Origin of the sequence: Roseovarius aestuarii (assembly GCF_019966515.1) — a bacterium.
GTDB classification, from domain to species: Bacteria; Pseudomonadota; Alphaproteobacteria; order Rhodobacterales; family Rhodobacteraceae; genus Roseovarius; species Roseovarius aestuarii.
Map to the genome: position 1 here is coordinate 1 of NZ_JAIMIB010000022.1, position 18,617 is coordinate 18,617.

Here is an 18,617-nt window from a genome sequence, read left to right on the forward strand (position 1 = left end):
GTATGGCTATAGAAATCGGCAAGATGAGCGCGAATGCTGTGCAAGTCGACGAACCGATCAATCGACCGCAACAGATGTTCTTGAGGGACGTGATCCTCCAGCGAGAACGCGTAGAACAGCGCTGCCTGCGCTTCCTGCCTCGGTCCCAACATCGCTCAATCTCCCATCTCAATGTAGAGATTGAATCAGCGACATGCCCCTCAATCAAGGAAGAGTTTTTCAACGAAATAAGCCAAAACTCCCAATTTCTGTAGATTGCATGAACGTCTGCCTCCTTGATCTTGTCATTTGTTACTTTATAAAATAACAAACCTTCAAGTACCGGAGGTTCGAGCATGAGAAAACCAGCCACAGCGCGACAGGACGATGTTTTAAGCGTACTTAATGCGTGCGAAAAGCCGATGACAGCCTACCAGATACTTGAAGAGTTACAGGCGCATGAACCGGATATTGCGCCACCAACCGTTTATCGCACCTTGTCGGCACTAACCGATCAAGGGCGCGCACATCGGCTTGAATCCATCAAGGCCTTTGTGCCCTGTCGGTGCAATCATGCCGAAAGTGTACCGGTTCTTGCGATTTGTGAAGAATGTGGATCGGTCGAAGAGCACGATGGCAGCGGTCTGTTGCCAAAGCTAACCAAGCTCACGGACCACAGTGCATTCTGTGCAGAGCGTCACATCGTCGAAATCCATGGGCAATGCGGAATCTGCGCAGCCTGACCTCACCCAAACCAGTCGCATTGGACACATCATGAAACAGACACTTTCCCTGCTTTCCATTCTCGCCGCCGTCCCTGCACTTGCAGAAGATACCCGCCAGCTCGATGCCCACGAACACGGCGTAGGCGTGCTGAACATAGCTATCGAAGGCATAACGGTGGCCATGGAGTTCAATGCCCCTGGAGCAGATATTGTCGGTTTCGAATATGCCGCCGAAAGCGAAGCAGATCGCGCGGCGGTGGATGCAGCGGTCGCCACGCTTGCGGCACCGCTTGATCTGTTTGTGCTGCCTGCTGAGGCTGAATGCTCGGTAACGCAAGCGATTGCAGGGCTCGAAAGCGAAGAGGCCCACGGCGAGCACGCGGATCATGACGACCATGCAGGCCATGGTCAGCACGAAGAACATGATGACCATGCTGAACACGATGATCACGCAGAGCACGAGGAACATGCGGGCGAAGCCGGGCATACAGAGTTTCATGCTGAGTATACCCTTACCTGCGCCAATCCGATGGCTTTGACCGAAATCGGCTTCGCCTATTTCGATACCTTTGAAAACGCGCGTGAGCTTGAGGTGCAGATCATTACCAGCTCTGGCGCGCAGGCGTTTGAAGTGCAACGTGATGCGCCGGTACTCGATCTGCGGAGCCTTTTTTAAGGTGACGCTGCCGGTCCTTGAACTCTCAGAAGTCGGGTTTCATTGGCCCGGCCGAACAAGGTTCGCTCTGTCTTTGTCCAACTTCACTGTTGATAAGGGCGAAGCGGTATTGCTCCTGGGCGAAAGCGGATCGGGTAAATCCACGCTGTTGTCGCTGATCTGCGGCACCATCCTTCCCAATAAAGGGACCGTGCGGGTCGCCGGAACAGATATCACGACGCTGTCCGGCGGGGCGCGTGACCGGTTCCGCGCTGAACAGATCGGGGTAATCTTTCAGCAGTTCAATCTTCTGCCTTTCGGAACGGTGGCCGACAACATCCTTCTGCCCCTCCGATTTGCCCCGGATCGGCGCAAAAGCGCGGGAGACGCAAAGGCTGCAGCCGCAGCCTTGTGTGAGCAACTTGGTTTGCCAAAGGATGTGTTTGCCGCCAAGGCCAATGCGCTGAGTGTGGGCCAACAGCAGCGGGTGGCCGTGGCGCGGGCCTTGATTGGTCATCCGCCACTCATTATCGCGGATGAACCGACATCGGCCCTTGATGCAAATAGCCAGGCGGCTTTTCTTGATCTGCTCTTCCAGCAAACATCAGCCCACAACACCTCGCTCCTTATGGTCAGCCACGATCCGCGATTGGGGGAACGATTCGACCGAGTTATACGCATGGAAGACATCGCGCAGATCGAGCGGGCCGCCGCATGATCTTGCGTCTTGCCATCGCATCCCTCTTTGCGCGCGCGCTCACGGTAGGGATGACCATCCTAGCGATTGCCCTTTCGGTCGCGCTCTACCTTGGTGTCGAAAAGGTCCGCACAGGTGCCAAGGCCAGCTTTGCCGATACGATCTCAGGCACGGACCTGATCGTCGGCGCCCGGTCAGGGTCGGTGCAGCTCTTGCTCTATTCGGTGTTCCGTATTGGCAACGCGACGAACAATGTGACCTGGGAAAGTTATCAGGACATTGCTGCGCGCTCGGATGTCGACTGGATCGTGCCGATCTCACTGGGCGACAGCCACCGACAGTTCCGTGTCATGGGTACGACGCAGGACTTCTTTGAGCATTACAAATACCGGCAGGGCCGGTCGCTTGAGATGGTCGAAGGTATTGTCATGGATGACATCTTCGATACGGTCATCGGCGCAGATGTAGCCGCGACTTTGGGCTATAGCGTGGATGATCCCATTGTTGTTGCCCACGGCCTCGCCTCTTTTACCGAGCACAAGGACCAGCCGTTCCGCGTGTCGGGTATTCTGGCGAAAACGGGCACGCCGGTAGACCGAACCGTGATTGTCAGCCTGGAAGCGATCGAGGCAATCCATGTGGATTGGCAAAGCGGCGCTCAGATCCCCGGGCAATCGACGCCTGCCGATGTGATCCGCCAGATGGAGCTGACACCGAAGGCTGTGACAGCGGCGCTTGTTGGCGTCGAAAGCCCGTTGCAGACCTTCGCCCTTCAACGCGCTATCAATGAATACCCGGAGGAACCACTGCTGGCCATCCTGCCCGGCGTCGCCTTGCAGGAGCTCTGGGGTATCGTTGGCATCGCGGAAACTGCGCTCTTGGCCGTCTCAACGATGGTGGTCGTGACTGCATTGATTGGCATGATGGCGACCATCTTTTCCAGCCTCAGCGAGCGCCGCCGCGAAATGGCAATCTTTCGCGCCATGGGGGCGAAACCAATGACCATCCTGAGCCTGTTGGTGCTCGAGGCGATGCTGATGGCGGCCATCGGCGCGCTGCTTGGTCTGGCCCTCCTCTATGTCGGCCTGATGATTGCTCAACCCGTTCTGGACAGTGCCTTCGGCCTTTGGCTGCCCATCGATGCCCCCACGATGCGCGAAGCAGCGGTCATTCTGGCGGTCATCGGTGCTGGCGCAATTGTGAGCCTCGTCCCGGCTTTCAGGGCCTACAGAATGTCCCTGGCAGATGGTATGATGGTGAAAACGTGATGTTGAGAATGAGGTCTCAAATGCTGAACCGAAGGTCTGCCCTGTCGCTTATGACTGCAACTGCCTTTGCCCCTGCGTCTGCTTTTGCCAGTACACCCCGAGAAATCATGTGGGATGACCTTATTCCGCCGGGCGTTCCATATTCCGAGATCATCGGCGAAGGTGAGATGGACGAGGCCAACGACCTCTGGAACCCCATCTACGATGCTAATGGCACCAAGCTGAATGAGTCTCTGAATGGTGCCTACATCAAAATGCCTGGCTTCATTATCCCCTTTGACGTGAGCGCCGAGGGCGTGAAGGATTTCATGCTGGTCCCTTATGTTGGCGCTTGCATTCACACGCCACCACCCCCGGCAAATCAGCTTGTTATGGTGAACGCTAAAAAACCATGGCCAGGCGATCAGCTGTGGGACGCTGTTTGGGTGACAGGAACCATGCGGACACAGCTGCAGTCAACCAATCTCGGTCAAACGGGCTATTCCATCTCCGCCGATGAAATGAAAGTCTACGTATGGTGAAACGCACGCTTGACCGGCGATCAATACTGACTGGTCTGGCCGCGACGACGCTGATGCCGCAGGTCGCAAAGGCTGAAGATGTGGTTGATCTGAGTTGGACTGACCTTCTTCCCGAAGGTGAAACCGCCGTGCCAAATGTGCTGCAGGGATTTATCGACCATGAAACTGCGCCTCTCTCCAGCCAACAACCAGCGTCAAGCGGTGTCAGAACAGATTGGAACGGACAGATTATTCGTCTGCCGGGGTTCATTGTGCCTATTGATCAAAGGGACACCGGCGTTGTCGCCTTCATCCTCGTGCCGTTTGTCGGTGCCTGTGTCCACGTCCCACCACCGCCTGCCAATCAATTGGTTTTTGTGACGACAAAAGAGCCTTATGCGAGTGAAGGATTGTACGAACCGGTTCACGTCACCGGCATGTTTGGCGTGTCGTCGATCTCCACACATCTCGCGGATATCGGTTATGCACTGTCTGCTAACAAGATTGCGCCGTATCGCGGGTAATTCAGACCAGACCATCATTCCAAGACTTGGCCGGGCACACTTCAGAGACTCTCAAAACAAAGAGATGGGCCCTGTTAGCCTTCACGAACCGCCCGAGCTTTTCTCGGAGCAGCCATTGGCGCAACCGCAGCGAAAGCCCGTTTGGTTCTGCACTGCCGCAATCTGCATTCGAATATGCGAAAGGCGACTTTTGTCGGACAGAAGACATTTGGAATGCAGGACACCAACTTCCGGTATGTGGACTCAGCCGCCTTTTGCAGATCCAGATTTCGCCTACGCAGCATCCCTTTGCGGCGGCAGATCGCCTCACGCGATCCCTGGCTGATTTTGCACATATGGTCCAAATCTTTGATGCTGCAGGCGTGTCGTTTGTCTCCGTCACCCAGCAGTTCAATACCACAACCAGCATGGGACGGCTGACGCTGAACGTTCTGTTGTCCTTTGCTCAGTTCGAGCGGGAAGTGACAGCGGAGCGTATGAACAATGGTCGGGGCGCGCAGCGCCCGGCAAGGCCGAAGGCCGCGCAGGCGAGCGCCGAAGGCGCGAGGTGTCTTCCTGAGAGTGTGTTGGAAGAAGTGTCCGTGGCATTTTCTTGGACTGATTATAAACCTTTGTTTTTATTACTATTACATAACAAGCAAGAAATTGCCACGGACACACCGCAAAAAGGGCCTCCAAGAAATTGCCAGGGACATTCTAATTTTCGGATGAATAGTATTTTGCGGAAAGTCTTGTTCCTCCGGTTGCCCCACATCGATATAGGTATGTCGGAAACACGATATGTGGAAAAATTCTGATTGCAGCGTAGTGGGCTAACTCTGCGCCTTCCTGTTTCGAAAAGACACTGGCCGCATATCTTTCGTTTTCCAATGCATCTGTTGACGCTACCGAAAAGACATTCTTTGGAACGAAGCGCTTCTTGTCGGTCCCTCTGTCATACATTTCGTCCTTGGTTAGAAACAAATCTTTTCCTATCGACTGCGCTTTCGCGAATTCCGAGTCGGCTGCCCAAATCAAACCAATTCCAATTTTGACTATCATGCGTTCGAACGTTCCGACCTTGAAGCTTTCGGTCGTTGCCTTTAATGTTCGGCTTTCGGATTTAGGGTCATGATTTCTCATCCATGAAAATATTCGGGCGCGGCGATTGGTAAATTCGTCTGGATCTGGTAGCTGAAAAGCATCGACTGTATGCATGTCGCTAGATTTGAGAGGCAGCTCTTTCAAGAATGGTGGCAGAGCATAATTTGGGCGCAGAACTGTAATGGGAGCGTCTTTGAGAGCTACATTTATGGCTGTCAGTTTCCCACAACCTGAAACTTCGAATTGCACTTCTTTGGGTGTGTTTTTTGGTCTTCGAGTAGGAAAGCCAGCAGACGCCCGCAAAATCTTGTAGGCGATTTCACTAACTGAAGTTTCCCACTTGGAAGTGATTTTGGAACAATCTAGACAAGATGCATTCTTCAATACCAAATTGCCACCAAGCGATCTTGGAATGATGTGTTCCTTGGCCAGACTCGTTTCTTTGGCGGAGCAATAGATGCACTCGTTTATCGTTGCGAGAGTTTTGTCAGGTTGTCTCTTATCAAACTTCAAAGGAATTGCCTGCCAACTCTAGATCACATCTTATGCGCAAGTAACTGCTCATCGCGCTCTAGGTATCATATTACCCGGGCGCATCTGTCGTGACAATTCATCAACCACTACACCGCGCATAGTCTTTTCCATTTCCACACTCATCCATCGGAACCTTGCTTTGCGTCGAGGTTACCAGCGGCCCTAAATCGGTCGATCTGGTGGCCCACCAAAGATTGCAGTTCTTCATCGGACGCGGTGCCAGCAACCGCTTCACGCAAGCGGTCCACAAGTAGGTAGTCGATGCCAGTCGATGCATAACGTTGGTCATTTCGCAGTTCATCGTCAAATGCGAGGCGTTGGTTGTAATGGCTCAGTGCTATTTGGTCGGGGGCGAGGGGGTAACGTGGCGCTGCATTGTTGCGCGCAACACCCGCCTTGCGCTCGGCGGTCGCAATCCGGTGCTGAAGCTGGGCCACCGCGCCGGGCAGTAATCTCAATGCCTGCCGGTAGTCACCGCCCAATGGTTGGCGAAGTTCAGTCTTACCCACAATCCCGCGCAGGTCTTTCGGAACCACCAGCCGCGCATGATAACGCCCGGATCGGTTCACCATGTTCCTGATCTTACCCGCCATAACTTAAACCCATTTTGTAACCAAAGTTGTAACCTTCAAACAGGCAAAACCCTTGTAATGCAAGGGTTTTATTTAATATCAATGGGATAGTCTGGTAGGCCCGGAGGGACTCGAACCCCCAACCAAAGCGTTATGAGCGCTCTGCTCTAACCAATTGAGCTACAGGCCCGACCTGCGACCCGTCGTAGCCAGCGCGGCGGAGCGCGTCAAGGCTTTGGCGATTGCACCGCGCGGGGGATTGGTCTAACTGGCGGGCACGCGCAAATGGAGGGCCCCATGAGCCAGAACAAGAACGGTGTGACCTATGCCGATGCCGGTGTCGATATCGACGCGGGCAATGCGCTGGTGGATCGGATCAGACCGGCGGCGAAGCGCACGACGCGGCCCGGGGTGATGGCGGGTCTCGGCGGGTTTGGCGCGCTGTTTGATCTTAAGGGCGCCGGGTATGATGACCCGATCCTTGTGGCTGCCACCGATGGGGTCGGGACCAAGCTGCGCATCGCGATCGACACCGGCAATGTCGACGGTGTTGGCATTGATCTGGTGGCGATGTGCGTCAACGATCTGGTCTGTCAGGGGGCGGAACCGCTTTTCTTCCTTGATTATTTCGCCACCGGCAAGCTGGATACCGACAGTGCTGCGCGGATCATCGAGGGCATCGCCGAGGGCTGTGTGCGATCAGGCGCGGCTTTGATCGGGGGTGAAACCGCCGAAATGCCGGGGATGTACTCGCAAGGTGATTTTGATCTGGCGGGGTTTGCGGTCGGCGCGATGGAACGCGGCAGTGATCTGCCGGCGGGCGTGACGACGGGCGATGTGCTTTTGGGTCTGGCCAGCGACGGCGTGCATTCGAACGGCTACAGCCTGGTGCGCAAGCTGGTCGAGATGTCGGGACTGGGCTGGGAGGCTGACTGCCCCTGGGCGGAGGGCACGCTGGGGGCGGCGCTGCTGACGCCCACACGACTTTATGTGAAACAGGCGCTCAGCGTGGTCAGGGCAGGGGGCGTGCATGCGCTGGCCCATATCACCGGCGGGGGCCTGACCGAGAATATCCCGCGCGTGCTGCCTGAGGGCATGGGCGTTGCGATCGATCTGGACAGCTTTGCGTTGCCGCCGGTCTTTGGCTGGCTTGCGGCGCAGGGTGGCATGGCCGAGGCCGAGATGCTCAAGACCTTCAACTGCGGTATCGGCATGGTGCTGGCAGTGGCCGAAGATCGCGCTGATGCGCTGCAATCGCTGCTGGAAGCCGAGGGCGAAAACGTCTGCCGTCTGGGTCAGGTGACCGCAACGCCCGGTGTCACCTATACCGGGGCGCTGGCTTGACCAAACGCGTGGCGATCCTGATCTCGGGCAGCGGCTCCAACATGGTGTCGCTGGTGGAGAGCATGACCGGCGATCATCCGGCACGGGCCTGTCTGGTTCTTTCGAACAATCATGACGCAGGCGGGTTGCGGAAGGCGGCGGATCGCGGGGTCGACACGGCGGTGGTGGACCACCGCCCTTATGGCGAGGATCGCGCTGCATTCGAGGACATACTGCACGCCCGTCTTACGGAGGCACGACCCGATATCCTGTGCCTTGCGGGGTTCATGCGGGTTCTGACCGAAGGTTTTGTCAGTCGCTGGCAGGGCCGGATGCTGAATATCCACCCGTCGCTTTTGCCTAAATATCGCGGTCTCAATACCCATGCGCGTGCGTTGCAGGCGGGCGATACCAAAGCCGGATGCACTGTGCACGAAGTTACGCCCGCGCTGGATGATGGTCCGATACTGGGCCAGGCAGAAGTGGCGATCGAGGCGGGCGAGACGGCTGAAACACTGGCGGCACGGGTGCTGGAACTGGAACATATCCTCTACCCCGCGGTGCTGCGCCGCTTCGCGGCGGGAGACCGGCGGATGATCACTTTACCATAGGCGTTTCAGGGCATTTCCATTTGCCCACCGCTCCCCTATACCAGCGGAACTTTATCGCTCCGGGAAAGATACCTGAACCTACATGAAAACAATTACCACTACCGAAGATCTGGCTGCGTTCTGCCAAAAGGCCGCGGCGCATGATTATGTCACCGTCGATACAGAATTTCTGCGCGAACGAACCTACTATTCCAAGCTTTGCCTGGTGCAGTTGGCGGTGCCCGGAGACGCCGCGGGCGATGCGGTGCTGGTCGACCCGCTGGTGGAGGGTCTGTCGCTTGACCCGCTCTACGCGCTTTTTCGCGACACATCGGTGGTCAAGGTGTTCCATGCCGCGCGCCAGGACCTGGAGATTTTCTACATCGACGCAGGGGTCATTCCGACGCCGCTGTTTGACACGCAGGTGGCAGCGATGGTCTGTGGCTTTGGCGAGCAGGCGGGGTATGAAACGCTGGTGCGCAAGATTGCCAAGCAGCAGCTTGACAAGACCTCGCGCTTTACCGACTGGTCACGCCGCCCGCTGACCGAGGCGCAGAAAACCTATGCTCTGGCCGACGTGACCCACCTGCGCGAGATTTACGAATTTCTGGCCGCGAAGCTGCGCGAGACCAACCGAGAGAAATGGGTGGCGGAGGAGATGCAGATCCTCAACGATCCCGATACCTATGTCACCCATCCGGAAGAGGCGTGGAAGCGGGTCAAGACGCGCAACAATTCGGGCCGTTTTCTGGCCATCGTGCGCGAGCTTGCACAGTTTCGCGAAAACTTTGCCCAATCCCGTAACATCCCACGAAACCGGGTCTACAAGGATGACGCGCTGGTCGAACTGGCCTCGACCAAGCCTGCTACGGTGCAGGATCTGGGGCGCTCGCGCCTGTTGTTGCGGGAAGCCCGCCGAGGCGACATTGCCGAAGGTATTCTGGCAGCAGTCAAGGCAGGGCTCGCGTGCCCGTCGAAGGATCATCCAAAAGCTGACACGCGGCAGGAAAAGCTGCAGGTCAACCCGGCGCTGGCGGATCTTCTGCGTGTGCTTCTCAAGGCCAAGACCGAAGATTACGGTGTAGCACCCAAGCTGATCGCCAATGCGGCGGAACTGGATCAGATCGCCGCCGGGATGCGGGACGTGCCCTCGCTTGGCGGCTGGCGGGCGGATGTTTTCGGGCGGGATGCTCTACGCCTTTGTGATGGCAAGGTGGCGCTGACCGCGAAGGGCAACGATATCAGGATCATTGATCTCTGACCGGGGCTGAGTCCCGACTGCGGTCTTAGGGTTTGATGACGCGCTCGTTGCGTGCGCCGATGACGCGGATGGTCTGTGTCACAGCAAGATCATGGTTCGAGACAAACTGCCCGGCATGAAGGGTACGCTGACGGACCTGTCCCTGGGGGGTGTCGGTGGGTTGGAGCGCCATCAGGCGATAGGTCAGACCCCCGTTGACCGGCTCGCCCTTGTTGTCGGCGATCAGGCGGACATCGAAGGCGCCTTGCTGCAACGAGACACCGGTGACCCGGATGATGGCGCCCGCGGTTGTCGGTTCGACAATCACGCTGGTGACCTGATCGACCGGCGTGCCCCGATAAATCTGCTTGCGATCCTTGCGGCGTATGCGGGTGGTTTTGGGGATCAACGGGTTAGCCTCGGCGCCTGTCGTGCCAGCCACTGGCGCCGTGCGACCACCGCCAAACCAGTTGCCGGGGTTCAGACGCGAATCCCGCAGGCGCGAACAGCCCGACAATACTATCGACGAGATCACCAGAATTGCCACAACCTTACGCATCATACCTGCCTTCTACTTGCTCACATCGGGTTACCTCATCAGGCGCGCCTTGAAAAGACAGAAGGTGGGTCTGGACCTTTGGCCAGAGCGCGCTTAGGTGTTTGGCACCAGCTGAACGGACCCGCACCCATGGCCCAACCCGCCTTTGAAGACATCGTTGCCGATTTTGATTTCCTTGAAGATTGGGAAGATCGCTATCGCTATGTCATTGACCACGGCAAGGCGATGCAGGCATTGGATGACGCGCTCAAGGTGCCATCTACCAAGGTCGACGGCTGCGCCAGTCAGGTCTGGCTGCATCCGCGCATTGAGTCTGGTGTGTTTTCCTTCGAGGGTGACAGCGACGCGATGATCGTGCGCGGGCTGATATCGGTGCTGCGCGCGCTTTATAACGGCCTACCGGTTGCCGAGGTGCCCAGCGTTGACGCTGGTGGTGAGCTGGCCCGCCTGGGGCTGAACGATCACCTTTCTGCGCAGCGGTCAAACGGGCTGCGCGCAATGATCGAACGTATCCGGCTGGTGGCGGCCGAAGAAGCGCAGAGCTGAGCCGCTCGGCACTCTCAGGTCGGATGGCGACTCAAGGCCAACTCTATTGCTTTTCGTCTGATCGGATGTGAATTCTCTCCGGATTCACGTGTGCCTTAAGTGAACAACAACGTATTGGGCCAACGCGAGTATTATCCCGACTTAAAATTCCGTTATTTTTCAAAAGGGTTTGAGAGGCAAACCGCTTTTGTTCACGAATGTTCTTAAAAAGTTCTTTACAAAACCTTTCTGAAATGAGAACAAAGAGGAAACAAGAAAGACAGGAGCCCGCCATGATAAACCAGCTCAAAACCGCCGCCATCCGGTCCAGCAGCACTCTGCTCGGTGATGCTATTGGTGCGGCAGCCTTGATGGTGATGCTGGTGGGTGCGCTTTACCTGCCTGGACTTACCTGAATTCACGAGTTTCTGCCTGCGATGTTCCGTTTCTGATCCGTGCGCGTATCACCTGTCCCCATCTCAAGATACGACGCAAACGACAAACTGCCTGTCCTCATGTCTCAGGGCTTACCTCATCCCCTGATGAAGGATCAGACCCCACGGAACCCGCATTCCCTGACCGCCGCCGTTCTTGCCGGAACGTGCGGCGGTTTTTTTCTGCGGTGCAGGAGATACACGATCGATCGAAGTTGTGATTTGTATAATTGGATTACGGCTCCGAGCCCTCAGCGGACATTATCAAACGATGACAGATTCAGGAGCTAAGGAATGCAATCTCACCGCCACCCAGCGCGACGAAATTGTGCGTACTTTGCTCAAATTTGTATTGTGCTCTCCACGCCTCATACCCTGCTGAATTACTGAAAGCATCGAGTCTCGAACCGCCAGAAAAAAGCAGAGATAGATCGCCGGTTTCTCGATCAGTCGTGACTGTACTGATCTTTTTACTTCGGAGAAAACTCTTGGCAATTTCTTCGCCATTTTTTGGTTCCGAAAGGCCGAATAATTGACCATCGTCCTCATCGGAAAACACAATTCGTCCTCCGGAAACTATGCGCCAAGGCACGTACAACTCGATAAATGCATCCTCCGAAAACTCAATCAGCCAGTCGTTTTCTCGGCGCACGATCGACAAACATTTTTGATTAACTAGAGTGCTTTCAAATCTATCATAGTAGCGTTCTTCCGTAACCTTCTGATAGTAGCTTGTTTCCATGTGGTAGCTTCCTTGCTCCTGCTTATTAGCCAATACTAGCCTTTGCGGTAAGTTAACAGGACGAGACCGCAGAGACGTAGTCCTACGAACGGCGACAAAGTCCGCAAAGCAACCTCTTTTTTTTTCTTTTTGTCGTCTGGTTTGATAGGTAAGCCATTATTCCTGCGTGTTCGTATGTCTCGCGCCGGTCGAATCCCCGCGAAGGATAGAGACGAGACGTGCCGGGGTTGGAAAAAGTCTCCCAAAGCCCTTGATTAATGTGCCACATGATGGGATTTGCCTCAGGATGGATGATAAGAAATTCCCGATGATCGCTCTTGTCACCGGCGCCTCTCGTGGGCTCGGGGCCGCGCTGGCCGAGGAGCTGGCGAAAACCCACCACGTTGTCGCGGTGGGCCGCACCACCGGTGCGCTGGAAGAGCTGGACGATCGCATTCAGGCGAGTGGTGGCCAGGCTACTTTGGCGCCGATGGATGTGACCAACCCTGACGCTATGGCGCAGCTTTGCCGGTCGATCCATGACCGCTGGGGTGGGCTTGATATCTGGGCCCATGCGGCGGTTCATGCCGCACCGCTGACGCCCGCCGCCTATCTTGATGCCAAGGACTGGGCCAAATCGGTGGCGTGCAATGTCACCGCAACCGGGCAGCTTATCCCGTTTATCTCGCCACTTCTGGGAGAGGAAGGCAGCGCGCTCTTTTTCGACGACCCGCAGGCGGGGGAGAAGTTTTTCGGCGCATACGGCGCCAGCAAATCCGCCCAGATCGCCCTGGCGCGCAGTTGGCAGGCCGAAACCGTCCGCACGGGGCCGCATGTCCATATCCTGACGCCGCAGCCGATGCCCACGGCCACCCGTGCGCGGTTCTTCCCGGGCGAAGATCGCGGCCCGCTGGCCGCACCGCGCGCCGAGGCCCGCCGTCTTCTCGAAGCCATCGGCAAATGAACCCCCAGATCTTGCCTGCATGCAGGACCGACATGCGCGTCGGGTGTTGCCGCGCTTGCCCCGCCGCATCGCCATCGCTACTAAGGCTCAGGACATAAAGGGGCGGCAAACGTGCGCATTCTCATTACCAATGACGACGGCATCAACGCCCCAGGGTTGCAGGTCATGCATGATATTGCCACGGCGCTCGCTGGCCCGGACGGCGAGGTCTGGACAGTCGCCCCTGCGTTTGAGCAATCCGGGGTCGGTCATTGCATCTCCTACACCCAGCCGATGATGGTCACGCAAATGGGCGAGCGTCGCTACGCCACCCAGGGAAGTCCCGCTGATTGCGTGCTGGTGGCCGTTCATGATGTGATGAAGACTACACCGCCCGATCTGGTCCTGTCGGGCGTCAACCGGGGGAACAACTCGGCTGAGAACGCTGTCTATTCCGGCACCGTCGGGGCCGCAATGGAGGCGGCACTGCAAGGGGTCCCCGCGATTGCGCTCAGCCAGTATTATGGCCCCGCCAATCGCGATCTGGACGATCAGTTTGACGCCGCACGCGTCCACGGGCTGCAAACCTTGCGCACGCTTCTCGACAAGGGCGTGTGGAGCAAAGATGATTACGGCATATTCTACAACATCAACTTCCCGCCCGTGCCTGCGGGTGATGTCAAAGGTCTGCGCGCCGCACCGCAGGGGTTTCGCCGCGATATGGGCTTTGGAGTTGAACCGCACCTGTCCCCCTCGGGCCGCCGGTTTCTCTGGGTCACCGGTGCGCCGCAGCAGCAGCCGACCATGCCGGGCTCGGATGCGGATGTGAACCTGCAGGGATATATCTCGGTCACGCCGATGCGGGCTGATCTGACGGCGCATGATGCTCTGGCACCGCTGAAAGCCATCGAATGAGTGACCAAGACGACAATAATGCCGAACGTAAGATGCAGTTCCTCTTTGCGCTGCGCTCGCGCGGGGTGACCGACAATCGCGTCCTCTCGGCGATGGAAAAGATCGACCGTGGCCCGTTTATCCGCGGCCTCTTTTCCGAGCGTGCCTATGAAGACATGCCGCTGCCGATCGCTTGCGGGCAAACCATCAGCCAGCCCTCGGTGGTGGGGCTGATGACCCAGGCCCTGAAGATCGAACCGCGTGACAAGATCCTCGAGGTCGGCACCGGCTCGGGTTATCAGGCCGCGATCCTCAGCCAGCTGGCGCGCCGCGTCTACACGATAGACCGCCACAAGCGCCTGGTGCGTGAGGCGGCGGCAATTTTCAATGATCTGGATCTTGTCAACATCACGCCGGTTGTCGGCGATGGCAGTTTCGGTCTGCCTGATCAGGCGCCCTTTGACCGGATCCTTGTAACTGCCGCTGCCGAAGACCCGCCGGGCCCCCTATTGGCGCAACTCAAGATTGGGGGTATTATGGTGGTGCCGGTCGGGCAATCCGACGCAGTTCAACACCTGATCCGGGTCACCCGTACCGATCAGGGGTTTGAATACGATGAATTGCTGCCGGTACGTTTCGTGCCCCTGGTCGAAGGCCTGGGCAAAGACACGTAGCACGAATAGAGAAACGTAATTCAAAGCTCCGGCCACAAGGGGCAGATGACGAGGACACGAGTACATGACTTTCCGCACCCATTCCGTGATGATATTGGCGGGCACAGCCCTGACCATGTTGAGTGCCTGCAACAAGACGCTTGATTTCGATCTCCGTGGCGACAGAACGCTCGATACGTCCGCTGCCGCCCGAAGCGCCAGCGCAAACCGACCCGAACCCGACGGCCGCGGCATTATCTCGTATCCCGGCTATCAGGTGGCCGTGGCACGGCGCGGCGACACCGTAGCCAGCGTCGCTGCCCGTGTTGGTGCCGATCCCACGCAACTGGCCAATTACAACGGCATTCAGACCGGAGATGTCCTGCGCCAGGGCGAGATCCTGGCGCTGCCCGGGCGCGTCGCCGAACCCCTGGGCGGACCGATCCAGCCGGGCAATGCCGACATCACCTCGATCGCCGGCACGGCGCTCGATAACGCGCAAAGCAGCGATGTTCAGACCTCGGCTCTGGAGCCCGTCGGTCAGAGCGGTGTCGAACCTGTTCGCCACAAGGTCAAACGTGGAGAGACCGCTTTTACCATCGCGCGGCTTTACGACGTCTCGATCCGCAGCCTGGCGGACTGGAACGGCCTTGGCAGTGATTTCGCCGTGCGCGAGGGGCAATATCTGTTGATCCCGGTCGCCATTCCGGGCGAGAGCACCCAACCGCTGAATGCGACGTCTGTCCCGGGGGAGGGCACGCCGACCCCGACGCCGCCGAGTGCTGCCAAACCGCTTCCCACCGAGGACACCAAACCTGCCGCCCGACCGGTCAAAAGCACCGCTGCGCCGGATCTTGGCGCCACGCGTACCGTCGCGTCGACGAAACAATCCCGCATGGCATTCCCGGTGCGCGGTGACATCATCCGCGAATACCAGAAAGGCAAGAATGACGGCATCGACATCGCCGCCGATCCCGGCACGCCGGTCAAGGCGGCCGCCTCGGGCGTTGTCGCAGCGATCACAGAAGACACCAATGGGGTTCCGATTATCGTCATCAAACACGAGGACAACCTGCTGACCGTCTATTCGAATGTCGGCGCTGTTGCCGTCAAGAAGGGCGATCAGGTCACCAGGGGTCAGAAAGTGGCCGAGATCCGCCGCGAAGGCGCGGCAGCGCTGCATTTCGAGGTTCGCGAAGGTTTCGACAGTGTCGATCCGGCACCTTATCTGGGCTGAGTTGTTCCCAAAATGAGTTCGCTGCGCTCACGCAGTTAAGTTTTGCGCTCAGGCCACGCAGGCCTTGGGGTTTCACCCCAAACCCCGGAGTATTTTTGGATCGGTGAAGGCACGCCCAGATCTCATTGCTTTTTCAAATGCAGCCGCCGGGGGCGGACATCGCGGGGAGACGGGCGGCAGACGGAATGGCAGGTTCCCAGCGGTCGTGTCCGCTCAGATCGACACGCCTCGACGTCCGGCCAGATCGGTGAAATACTGCCACGCCACCCGGCCTGATCGTGCGCCACGCGTGGCTTGCCATTCGATCGCCTCGGCGCGTAGGGTTTCGCTGTCGATCTCGACCCCGTAGGCATCGCAATACCCGCGGATCATCGCCAGATATTCATCCTGGTCGCAGGGATGGAAACCCAGCCACAGACCAAAGCGATCCGACAGGGACACCTTTTCCTCAACCGCTTCGCTGGGGTTGATCGCGGTCGAACGCTCGTTTTCGATCATATCGCGCGGCATCAGATGACGGCGGTTCGAGGTGGCATAGAATACCACGTTTTCTGGTCGCCCTTCGATCCCGCCATCCAGCACCGCCTTCAACGATTTGTAATGCTGATCGTCATGGGAAAAGCTCAGATCGTCGCAAAAGAGCAGAAACCGCTGATCGCTGGCGCGTAACAGGTTCAGAAGCCGCCCGACACTGGACAGGTCTTCGCGCTGCAATTCCACGATCTTGAGTTCATGTCCCTGCGCCAGCACGGCCGCATGCACCGCCTTGACCAGAGAGGATTTTCCCATACCCCGCGCGCCCCATAAAAGCGCGTTGTTTGCAGGCAACCCCCTTGCGAACTGAACGGTATTTTCAAGCAGCGTATCGCGCGAACGGTCAACACCAACGAGCAGACCCATATCCACGCGATTGACTTTGTCGACGGGCTGCAAGCGATCCGGATCGACATGCCAGACAAAGGCATCCGCCGCAGTGAAATCAGGCGCATCAAGCGGCGCCGGGCTCATCCGTTCCAGCGCTTTGGCGATCCGCTCCAGCGCCTCGCTCACGGTTTGTCGCCCTTGGCCTCACCCGCCTCGGCGTCCAGTTCATCAGCCAGATCGGCGTCGGCCTCTTCTTCATCGTCTTCGAACCAGGTGCCTTCGGTCCGCATCCGCGCCTCGCGCTGTTTCTCCACGCGTTTGACCAGTTGGATCGACACTTCGTAAAGCCCGTAGACCACGACGAACAGGATCACCTGCGTGATCACGTCCGGGGGCGTTACCAGTGCGGCCAGAACCAGAATGCCGACCACCGCGTATTTGCGTACGGCGCGCAGACCCTCGGAACTGACCAGCCCGGCCTTGCCCATCAGTGTCAGCAGCACCGGCAATTGGAAACACATGCCGAAGGCGACGATGAACTTGATCGTCAGGTTGAGATATTCCTGGGCCGAACCCTGAAAGACCACGCTCAGGGGCGCGGCATTCTGGCCGCCATCTACGGCCTCGCCCTCATTGCCGAATTGCTGGAACCCCAGGAAGAAATCATAGGCCAGTGGCGTGACCACGTAGAAGGCGAAAGCCGCGCCGAGAAAGAACATGAACGGCGAGGCCACCAGGAACGGCAGAAACGCGCCTTTTTCGGATTTATAGAGCCCCGGCGCCACGAACCGCCACATCTGGTTGGCGATATAGGGGAACGCCAGCATGAAGCCGCCCAGCAATGAGACCTTGATGGCGACGAAAAAGCCTTCCTGCGGGCTGATGAAGATCAGGTCGCAATCCTGACCCCTTTCGGCCAATACCTGGCAAAGCGGTGAGGTCAGAAAGTTGAAGATCGGCGTCGCCACGGTGAAACAGATCACCATGCCGATGATGAAGGCCACGACCGAGTGAATGAGCCGGTTGCGCAGTTCCGCAAGATGCTCGATCAGCGGGGCTGAGCTGTCTTCGATCTCGCCTGAATCGCTCATGCTTTGCCCTCAGTGGATTTCCTTGTCGCCGGTTTCTTGGCGGCGGTCTTGGTCCCTGTCTTTGCCGGAGCCTTCTTCGCCGCAGGCTTTTTGCCGGCTGCGGGTTTTGTCGTGGCTTTCTTGGCAACGGGCTTCTTTGCGGGGGCTTTCTTTGCCGGTGCCTTCTTGGCCGCTGGTTTCGCCGCGGGCTTTGCCGCTTCGGCTTTTTCGGCGGCTTCCGCCGACAGGCGTTCCGTGGCCTTTTCAGCGGTTTTTTTGCGGATCGCCTCGGCCTGCGCCTGACGCTCAGGCGACAGCGTCGATTTACCGTCCTTGGGCTTGCCGCTGTTCATGGTCTGCTCGGTAAAGCTGGTGGCCTTTTTGACCTCATCCATCGCGCTCGACATTGGATTGCTGGCTTTCTTCAGCGTGCTCGTCACATCGCTGACGCCCGCATCATCTGCCGCCTCGTTCATCGCGCGGCTGAATTCGCGCGCCATCCCCTTGGCCTTGCCGACAAAATTGCCCACCGCCCGGAACATGCCCGGCAGGTCTTTCGGCCCCACGACGATCAACGCCACGATGCCGATCAGCAGCAGCTCGGTCCAGCCAAGGTCGAACATCTAGCGCTCAGGCCTTGTCTTTATCGTCTTCGGGGGTCACGTCCTTGGCGGCATCAGCTGCATCTTCGGTGGCGTCGTCGATCTCTTTGTTGCCCTCGGCAACGCCTTTTTTGAACGAGGTGATCCCCTTGCCAACCTCACCCATCAGCGACGAGATCTTGCCGCGCCCGAAAAGCACCAGCACCACGACTGCAATCAGCAGAAGGCCCGGAAGGCCGATATTGTTCAGCATGTCTTTGTTCTCCCTAACTCGGGGCCATCTTTGGGCGGCCCCGGGAATTTCGTCAACTGTATCTAAGCTCTTCGGGAGCAGGTTGGAAGAACCAATGCACGGCAAGGTGAAATTTCTGTCACAAAAAACCTGCGTCTATCAGCCACTTTTTGCAGATTTTCCTATCGGTGGT

Annotated in this window: 23 protein-coding genes, 1 tRNA gene and 2 pseudogenes; 16 read left to right on the plus strand and 10 right to left on the minus strand. The window is 57.8% G+C overall.

Annotated features, from left to right (window positions below; genetic code table 11):
- Window positions 1-152, minus strand: a pseudogene (locus tag LC334_RS19765) (IS5/IS1182 family transposase); the annotation flags it as partial.
- Between the two features lie 183 nt (window positions 153-335).
- Here LC334_RS19765 and LC334_RS19770 point away from each other — a divergent pair.
- The 7 genes and pseudogenes from LC334_RS19770 to LC334_RS19800 all read left to right on the plus strand — a co-directional run.
- Window positions 336-722, plus strand: coding sequence for a Fur family transcriptional regulator (locus tag LC334_RS19770; protein ID WP_085802158.1), 387 nt, complete (start codon window positions 336-338; stop codon window positions 720-722).
- A gap of 31 nt (window positions 723-753) precedes the next feature.
- A complete protein-coding gene (zrgA, locus tag LC334_RS19775; RefSeq protein WP_085802167.1) occupies window positions 754-1,380 on the plus strand; it encodes a zinc uptake protein ZrgA in 627 nt (208 codons plus the stop codon).
- Window positions 1,346-2,077 carry an ABC transporter ATP-binding protein gene (locus tag LC334_RS19780; protein WP_085802157.1) on the plus strand — a complete coding sequence of 244 codons (732 nt, stop codon included), beginning with the start codon at window positions 1,346-1,348 and terminating at the stop codon, window positions 2,075-2,077. The genes zrgA and LC334_RS19780 overlap by 35 nt, the downstream gene beginning before the upstream one ends.
- Window positions 2,074-3,324, plus strand: a complete 1,251-nt coding sequence (locus LC334_RS19785; protein WP_085802156.1) for an ABC transporter permease — start codon at window positions 2,074-2,076, stop codon at window positions 3,322-3,324. The genes LC334_RS19780 and LC334_RS19785 overlap by 4 nt, the downstream gene beginning before the upstream one ends.
- Before the next feature lie 50 nt (window positions 3,325-3,374).
- A complete protein-coding gene (locus LC334_RS19790) occupies window positions 3,375-3,845 on the plus strand; it encodes a DUF3299 domain-containing protein (protein WP_223413091.1) in 471 nt (156 codons plus the stop codon).
- A 53-nt stretch (window positions 3,846-3,898) separates the two neighbouring features.
- Window positions 3,899-4,348, plus strand: a complete 450-nt coding sequence (locus tag LC334_RS19795) for a DUF3299 domain-containing protein (protein ID WP_223413092.1) — start codon at window positions 3,899-3,901, stop codon at window positions 4,346-4,348.
- Between the two features lie 299 nt (window positions 4,349-4,647).
- Window positions 4,648-4,851: pseudogene (locus LC334_RS19800) on the plus strand (recombinase family protein); the annotation flags it as partial.
- Between the two features lie 193 nt (window positions 4,852-5,044).
- Here LC334_RS19800 and LC334_RS19805 read toward each other — a convergent pair.
- The 3 genes from LC334_RS19805 to LC334_RS19815 form a co-directional block, all read right to left on the minus strand.
- The gene (locus LC334_RS19805) at window positions 5,045-5,944 is read right to left on the minus strand and encodes an HNH endonuclease (protein WP_176237770.1); all 900 of its coding nucleotides are present in this window, start codon (window positions 5,942-5,944) and stop codon (window positions 5,045-5,047) included.
- A gap of 140 nt (window positions 5,945-6,084) precedes the next feature.
- Complete coding sequence (locus tag LC334_RS19810; protein ID WP_085802152.1) at window positions 6,085-6,558, minus strand: DUF6538 domain-containing protein; 474 nt, start codon at window positions 6,556-6,558, stop codon at window positions 6,085-6,087.
- Window positions 6,559-6,650: 92 nt separating this feature from the next.
- A tRNA-Ile gene (locus tag LC334_RS19815) sits at window positions 6,651-6,727 on the minus strand.
- Window positions 6,728-6,834: 107 nt separating this feature from the next.
- Between LC334_RS19815 and purM the strand changes: the two genes are divergently transcribed.
- From purM to rnd, 3 genes are all read left to right on the plus strand, one after another.
- Complete coding sequence (gene purM / locus LC334_RS19820; protein WP_085802166.1) at window positions 6,835-7,881, plus strand: phosphoribosylformylglycinamidine cyclo-ligase; 1,047 nt, start codon at window positions 6,835-6,837, stop codon at window positions 7,879-7,881.
- A complete protein-coding gene (purN, locus tag LC334_RS19825; RefSeq protein ID WP_085802151.1) occupies window positions 7,878-8,471 on the plus strand; it encodes a phosphoribosylglycinamide formyltransferase in 594 nt (197 codons plus the stop codon). The genes purM and purN overlap by 4 nt, the downstream gene beginning before the upstream one ends.
- Before the next feature lie 82 nt (window positions 8,472-8,553).
- Entirely contained in the window at window positions 8,554-9,711 is a 1,158-nt protein-coding gene (gene rnd, locus LC334_RS19830; protein ID WP_085802150.1) for a ribonuclease D, read from the plus strand.
- Between the two features lie 25 nt (window positions 9,712-9,736).
- On the opposite strand, the gene LC334_RS19835 is transcribed toward rnd, so the two are convergent.
- Window positions 9,737-10,249 carry a hypothetical protein gene (locus tag LC334_RS19835; RefSeq protein WP_085802165.1) on the minus strand — a complete coding sequence of 171 codons (513 nt, stop codon included), beginning with the start codon at window positions 10,247-10,249 and terminating at the stop codon, window positions 9,737-9,739.
- Window positions 10,250-10,378: 129 nt separating this feature from the next.
- On the opposite strand from LC334_RS19835, the gene LC334_RS19840 reads away from it, so the two are divergent.
- The gene (locus tag LC334_RS19840) at window positions 10,379-10,795 is read left to right on the plus strand and encodes a SufE family protein (protein ID WP_085802149.1); all 417 of its coding nucleotides are present in this window, start codon (window positions 10,379-10,381) and stop codon (window positions 10,793-10,795) included.
- A gap of 272 nt (window positions 10,796-11,067) precedes the next feature.
- Window positions 11,068-11,190 (plus strand): hypothetical protein, encoded by a 123-nt coding sequence (locus LC334_RS23140; protein ID WP_263286586.1) that lies wholly within the window; start codon window positions 11,068-11,070, stop codon window positions 11,188-11,190.
- A 298-nt stretch (window positions 11,191-11,488) separates the two neighbouring features.
- On the opposite strand, the gene LC334_RS19845 is transcribed toward LC334_RS23140, so the two are convergent.
- Window positions 11,489-11,950 (minus strand): hypothetical protein, encoded by a 462-nt coding sequence (locus LC334_RS19845; protein WP_085802147.1) that lies wholly within the window; start codon window positions 11,948-11,950, stop codon window positions 11,489-11,491.
- A 286-nt stretch (window positions 11,951-12,236) separates the two neighbouring features.
- On the opposite strand from LC334_RS19845, the gene LC334_RS19850 reads away from it, so the two are divergent.
- The 4 genes from LC334_RS19850 (at window position 12,237) to LC334_RS19865 (ending at window position 15,656) form a co-directional block, all read left to right on the plus strand.
- Window positions 12,237-12,893 carry an SDR family NAD(P)-dependent oxidoreductase gene (locus tag LC334_RS19850; protein WP_085802146.1) on the plus strand — a complete coding sequence of 219 codons (657 nt, stop codon included), beginning with the start codon at window positions 12,237-12,239 and terminating at the stop codon, window positions 12,891-12,893.
- Window positions 12,894-13,004: 111 nt separating this feature from the next.
- A complete protein-coding gene (surE, locus tag LC334_RS19855) occupies window positions 13,005-13,787 on the plus strand; it encodes a 5'/3'-nucleotidase SurE (RefSeq protein ID WP_085802145.1) in 783 nt (260 codons plus the stop codon).
- On the plus strand, window positions 13,784-14,440 hold the full coding sequence (locus LC334_RS19860) for a protein-L-isoaspartate(D-aspartate) O-methyltransferase (protein ID WP_085802144.1): 657 nt from the start codon (window positions 13,784-13,786) through the stop codon (window positions 14,438-14,440). Before surE ends, LC334_RS19860 begins: the two co-directional genes overlap by 4 nt.
- Before the next feature lie 64 nt (window positions 14,441-14,504).
- Window positions 14,505-15,656: a peptidoglycan DD-metalloendopeptidase family protein gene (locus LC334_RS19865; protein WP_085802143.1), complete on the plus strand. Its 1,152-nt coding sequence runs from the start codon at window positions 14,505-14,507 to the stop codon at window positions 15,654-15,656.
- Window positions 15,657-15,869: 213 nt separating this feature from the next.
- On the opposite strand, the gene LC334_RS19870 is transcribed toward LC334_RS19865, so the two are convergent.
- Genes LC334_RS19870 through LC334_RS19885 form a run of 4 tightly spaced genes read right to left on the minus strand, consistent with a single transcriptional unit; the run spans window position 15,870 to window position 18,445 of the window.
- The gene (locus LC334_RS19870; protein WP_085802164.1) at window positions 15,870-16,664 is read right to left on the minus strand and encodes an ATP-binding protein; all 795 of its coding nucleotides are present in this window, start codon (window positions 16,662-16,664) and stop codon (window positions 15,870-15,872) included.
- A 38-nt stretch (window positions 16,665-16,702) separates the two neighbouring features.
- Window positions 16,703-17,611, minus strand: coding sequence for a twin-arginine translocase subunit TatC (gene tatC / locus LC334_RS19875; protein ID WP_085802142.1), 909 nt, complete (start codon window positions 17,609-17,611; stop codon window positions 16,703-16,705).
- Window positions 17,608-18,213: a Sec-independent protein translocase protein TatB gene (gene tatB / locus LC334_RS19880; RefSeq protein WP_085802141.1), complete on the minus strand. Its 606-nt coding sequence runs from the start codon at window positions 18,211-18,213 to the stop codon at window positions 17,608-17,610. The genes tatC and tatB overlap by 4 nt, the downstream gene beginning before the upstream one ends.
- A gap of 7 nt (window positions 18,214-18,220) precedes the next feature.
- Window positions 18,221-18,445, minus strand: a complete 225-nt coding sequence (locus tag LC334_RS19885) for a twin-arginine translocase TatA/TatE family subunit (protein WP_085802140.1) — start codon at window positions 18,443-18,445, stop codon at window positions 18,221-18,223.
- Between the last annotated feature and the right edge of the window lie 172 nt (window positions 18,446-18,617).

Coding starts and splice junctions, on each gene's coding strand:
- LC334_RS19865 (WP_085802143.1), top strand. CDS start 14,505: ATGACTTTCCGCACCCATTCCGTGATGATATTGGCGGGCACAGCCCTG.
- LC334_RS19810 (WP_085802152.1), bottom strand. CDS start 6,558: ATGGCGGGTAAGATCAGGAACATGGTGAACCGATCCGGGCGTTATCAT.
- LC334_RS19790 (WP_223413091.1), top strand. CDS start 3,375: ATGACTGCAACTGCCTTTGCCCCTGCGTCTGCTTTTGCCAGTACACCC.
- LC334_RS19785 (WP_085802156.1), top strand. CDS start 2,074: ATGATCTTGCGTCTTGCCATCGCATCCCTCTTTGCGCGCGCGCTCACG.
- purM (WP_085802166.1), top strand. CDS start 6,835: ATGAGCCAGAACAAGAACGGTGTGACCTATGCCGATGCCGGTGTCGAT.
- LC334_RS19840 (WP_085802149.1), top strand. CDS start 10,379: ATGGCCCAACCCGCCTTTGAAGACATCGTTGCCGATTTTGATTTCCTT.
- LC334_RS23140 (WP_263286586.1), top strand. CDS start 11,068: ATGATAAACCAGCTCAAAACCGCCGCCATCCGGTCCAGCAGCACTCTG.
- LC334_RS19860 (WP_085802144.1), top strand. CDS start 13,784: ATGAGTGACCAAGACGACAATAATGCCGAACGTAAGATGCAGTTCCTC.
- LC334_RS19870 (WP_085802164.1), bottom strand. CDS start 16,664: ATGAGCCCGGCGCCGCTTGATGCGCCTGATTTCACTGCGGCGGATGCC.
- LC334_RS19770 (WP_085802158.1), top strand. CDS start 336: ATGAGAAAACCAGCCACAGCGCGACAGGACGATGTTTTAAGCGTACTT.
- LC334_RS19780 (WP_085802157.1), top strand. CDS start 1,346: ATGCGCCGGTACTCGATCTGCGGAGCCTTTTTTAAGGTGACGCTGCCG.
- LC334_RS19845 (WP_085802147.1), bottom strand. CDS start 11,950: ATGGAAACAAGCTACTATCAGAAGGTTACGGAAGAACGCTACTATGAT.
- rnd (WP_085802150.1), top strand. CDS start 8,554: ATGAAAACAATTACCACTACCGAAGATCTGGCTGCGTTCTGCCAAAAG.
- tatB (WP_085802141.1), bottom strand. CDS start 18,213: ATGTTCGACCTTGGCTGGACCGAGCTGCTGCTGATCGGCATCGTGGCG.
- LC334_RS19885 (WP_085802140.1), bottom strand. CDS start 18,445: ATGCTGAACAATATCGGCCTTCCGGGCCTTCTGCTGATTGCAGTCGTG.
- LC334_RS19795 (WP_223413092.1), top strand. CDS start 3,899: ATGCCGCAGGTCGCAAAGGCTGAAGATGTGGTTGATCTGAGTTGGACT.
- LC334_RS19850 (WP_085802146.1), top strand. CDS start 12,237: ATGGATGATAAGAAATTCCCGATGATCGCTCTTGTCACCGGCGCCTCT.
- tatC (WP_085802142.1), bottom strand. CDS start 17,611: ATGAGCGATTCAGGCGAGATCGAAGACAGCTCAGCCCCGCTGATCGAG.
- LC334_RS19835 (WP_085802165.1), bottom strand. CDS start 10,249: ATGCGTAAGGTTGTGGCAATTCTGGTGATCTCGTCGATAGTATTGTCG.
- zrgA (WP_085802167.1), top strand. CDS start 754: ATGAAACAGACACTTTCCCTGCTTTCCATTCTCGCCGCCGTCCCTGCA.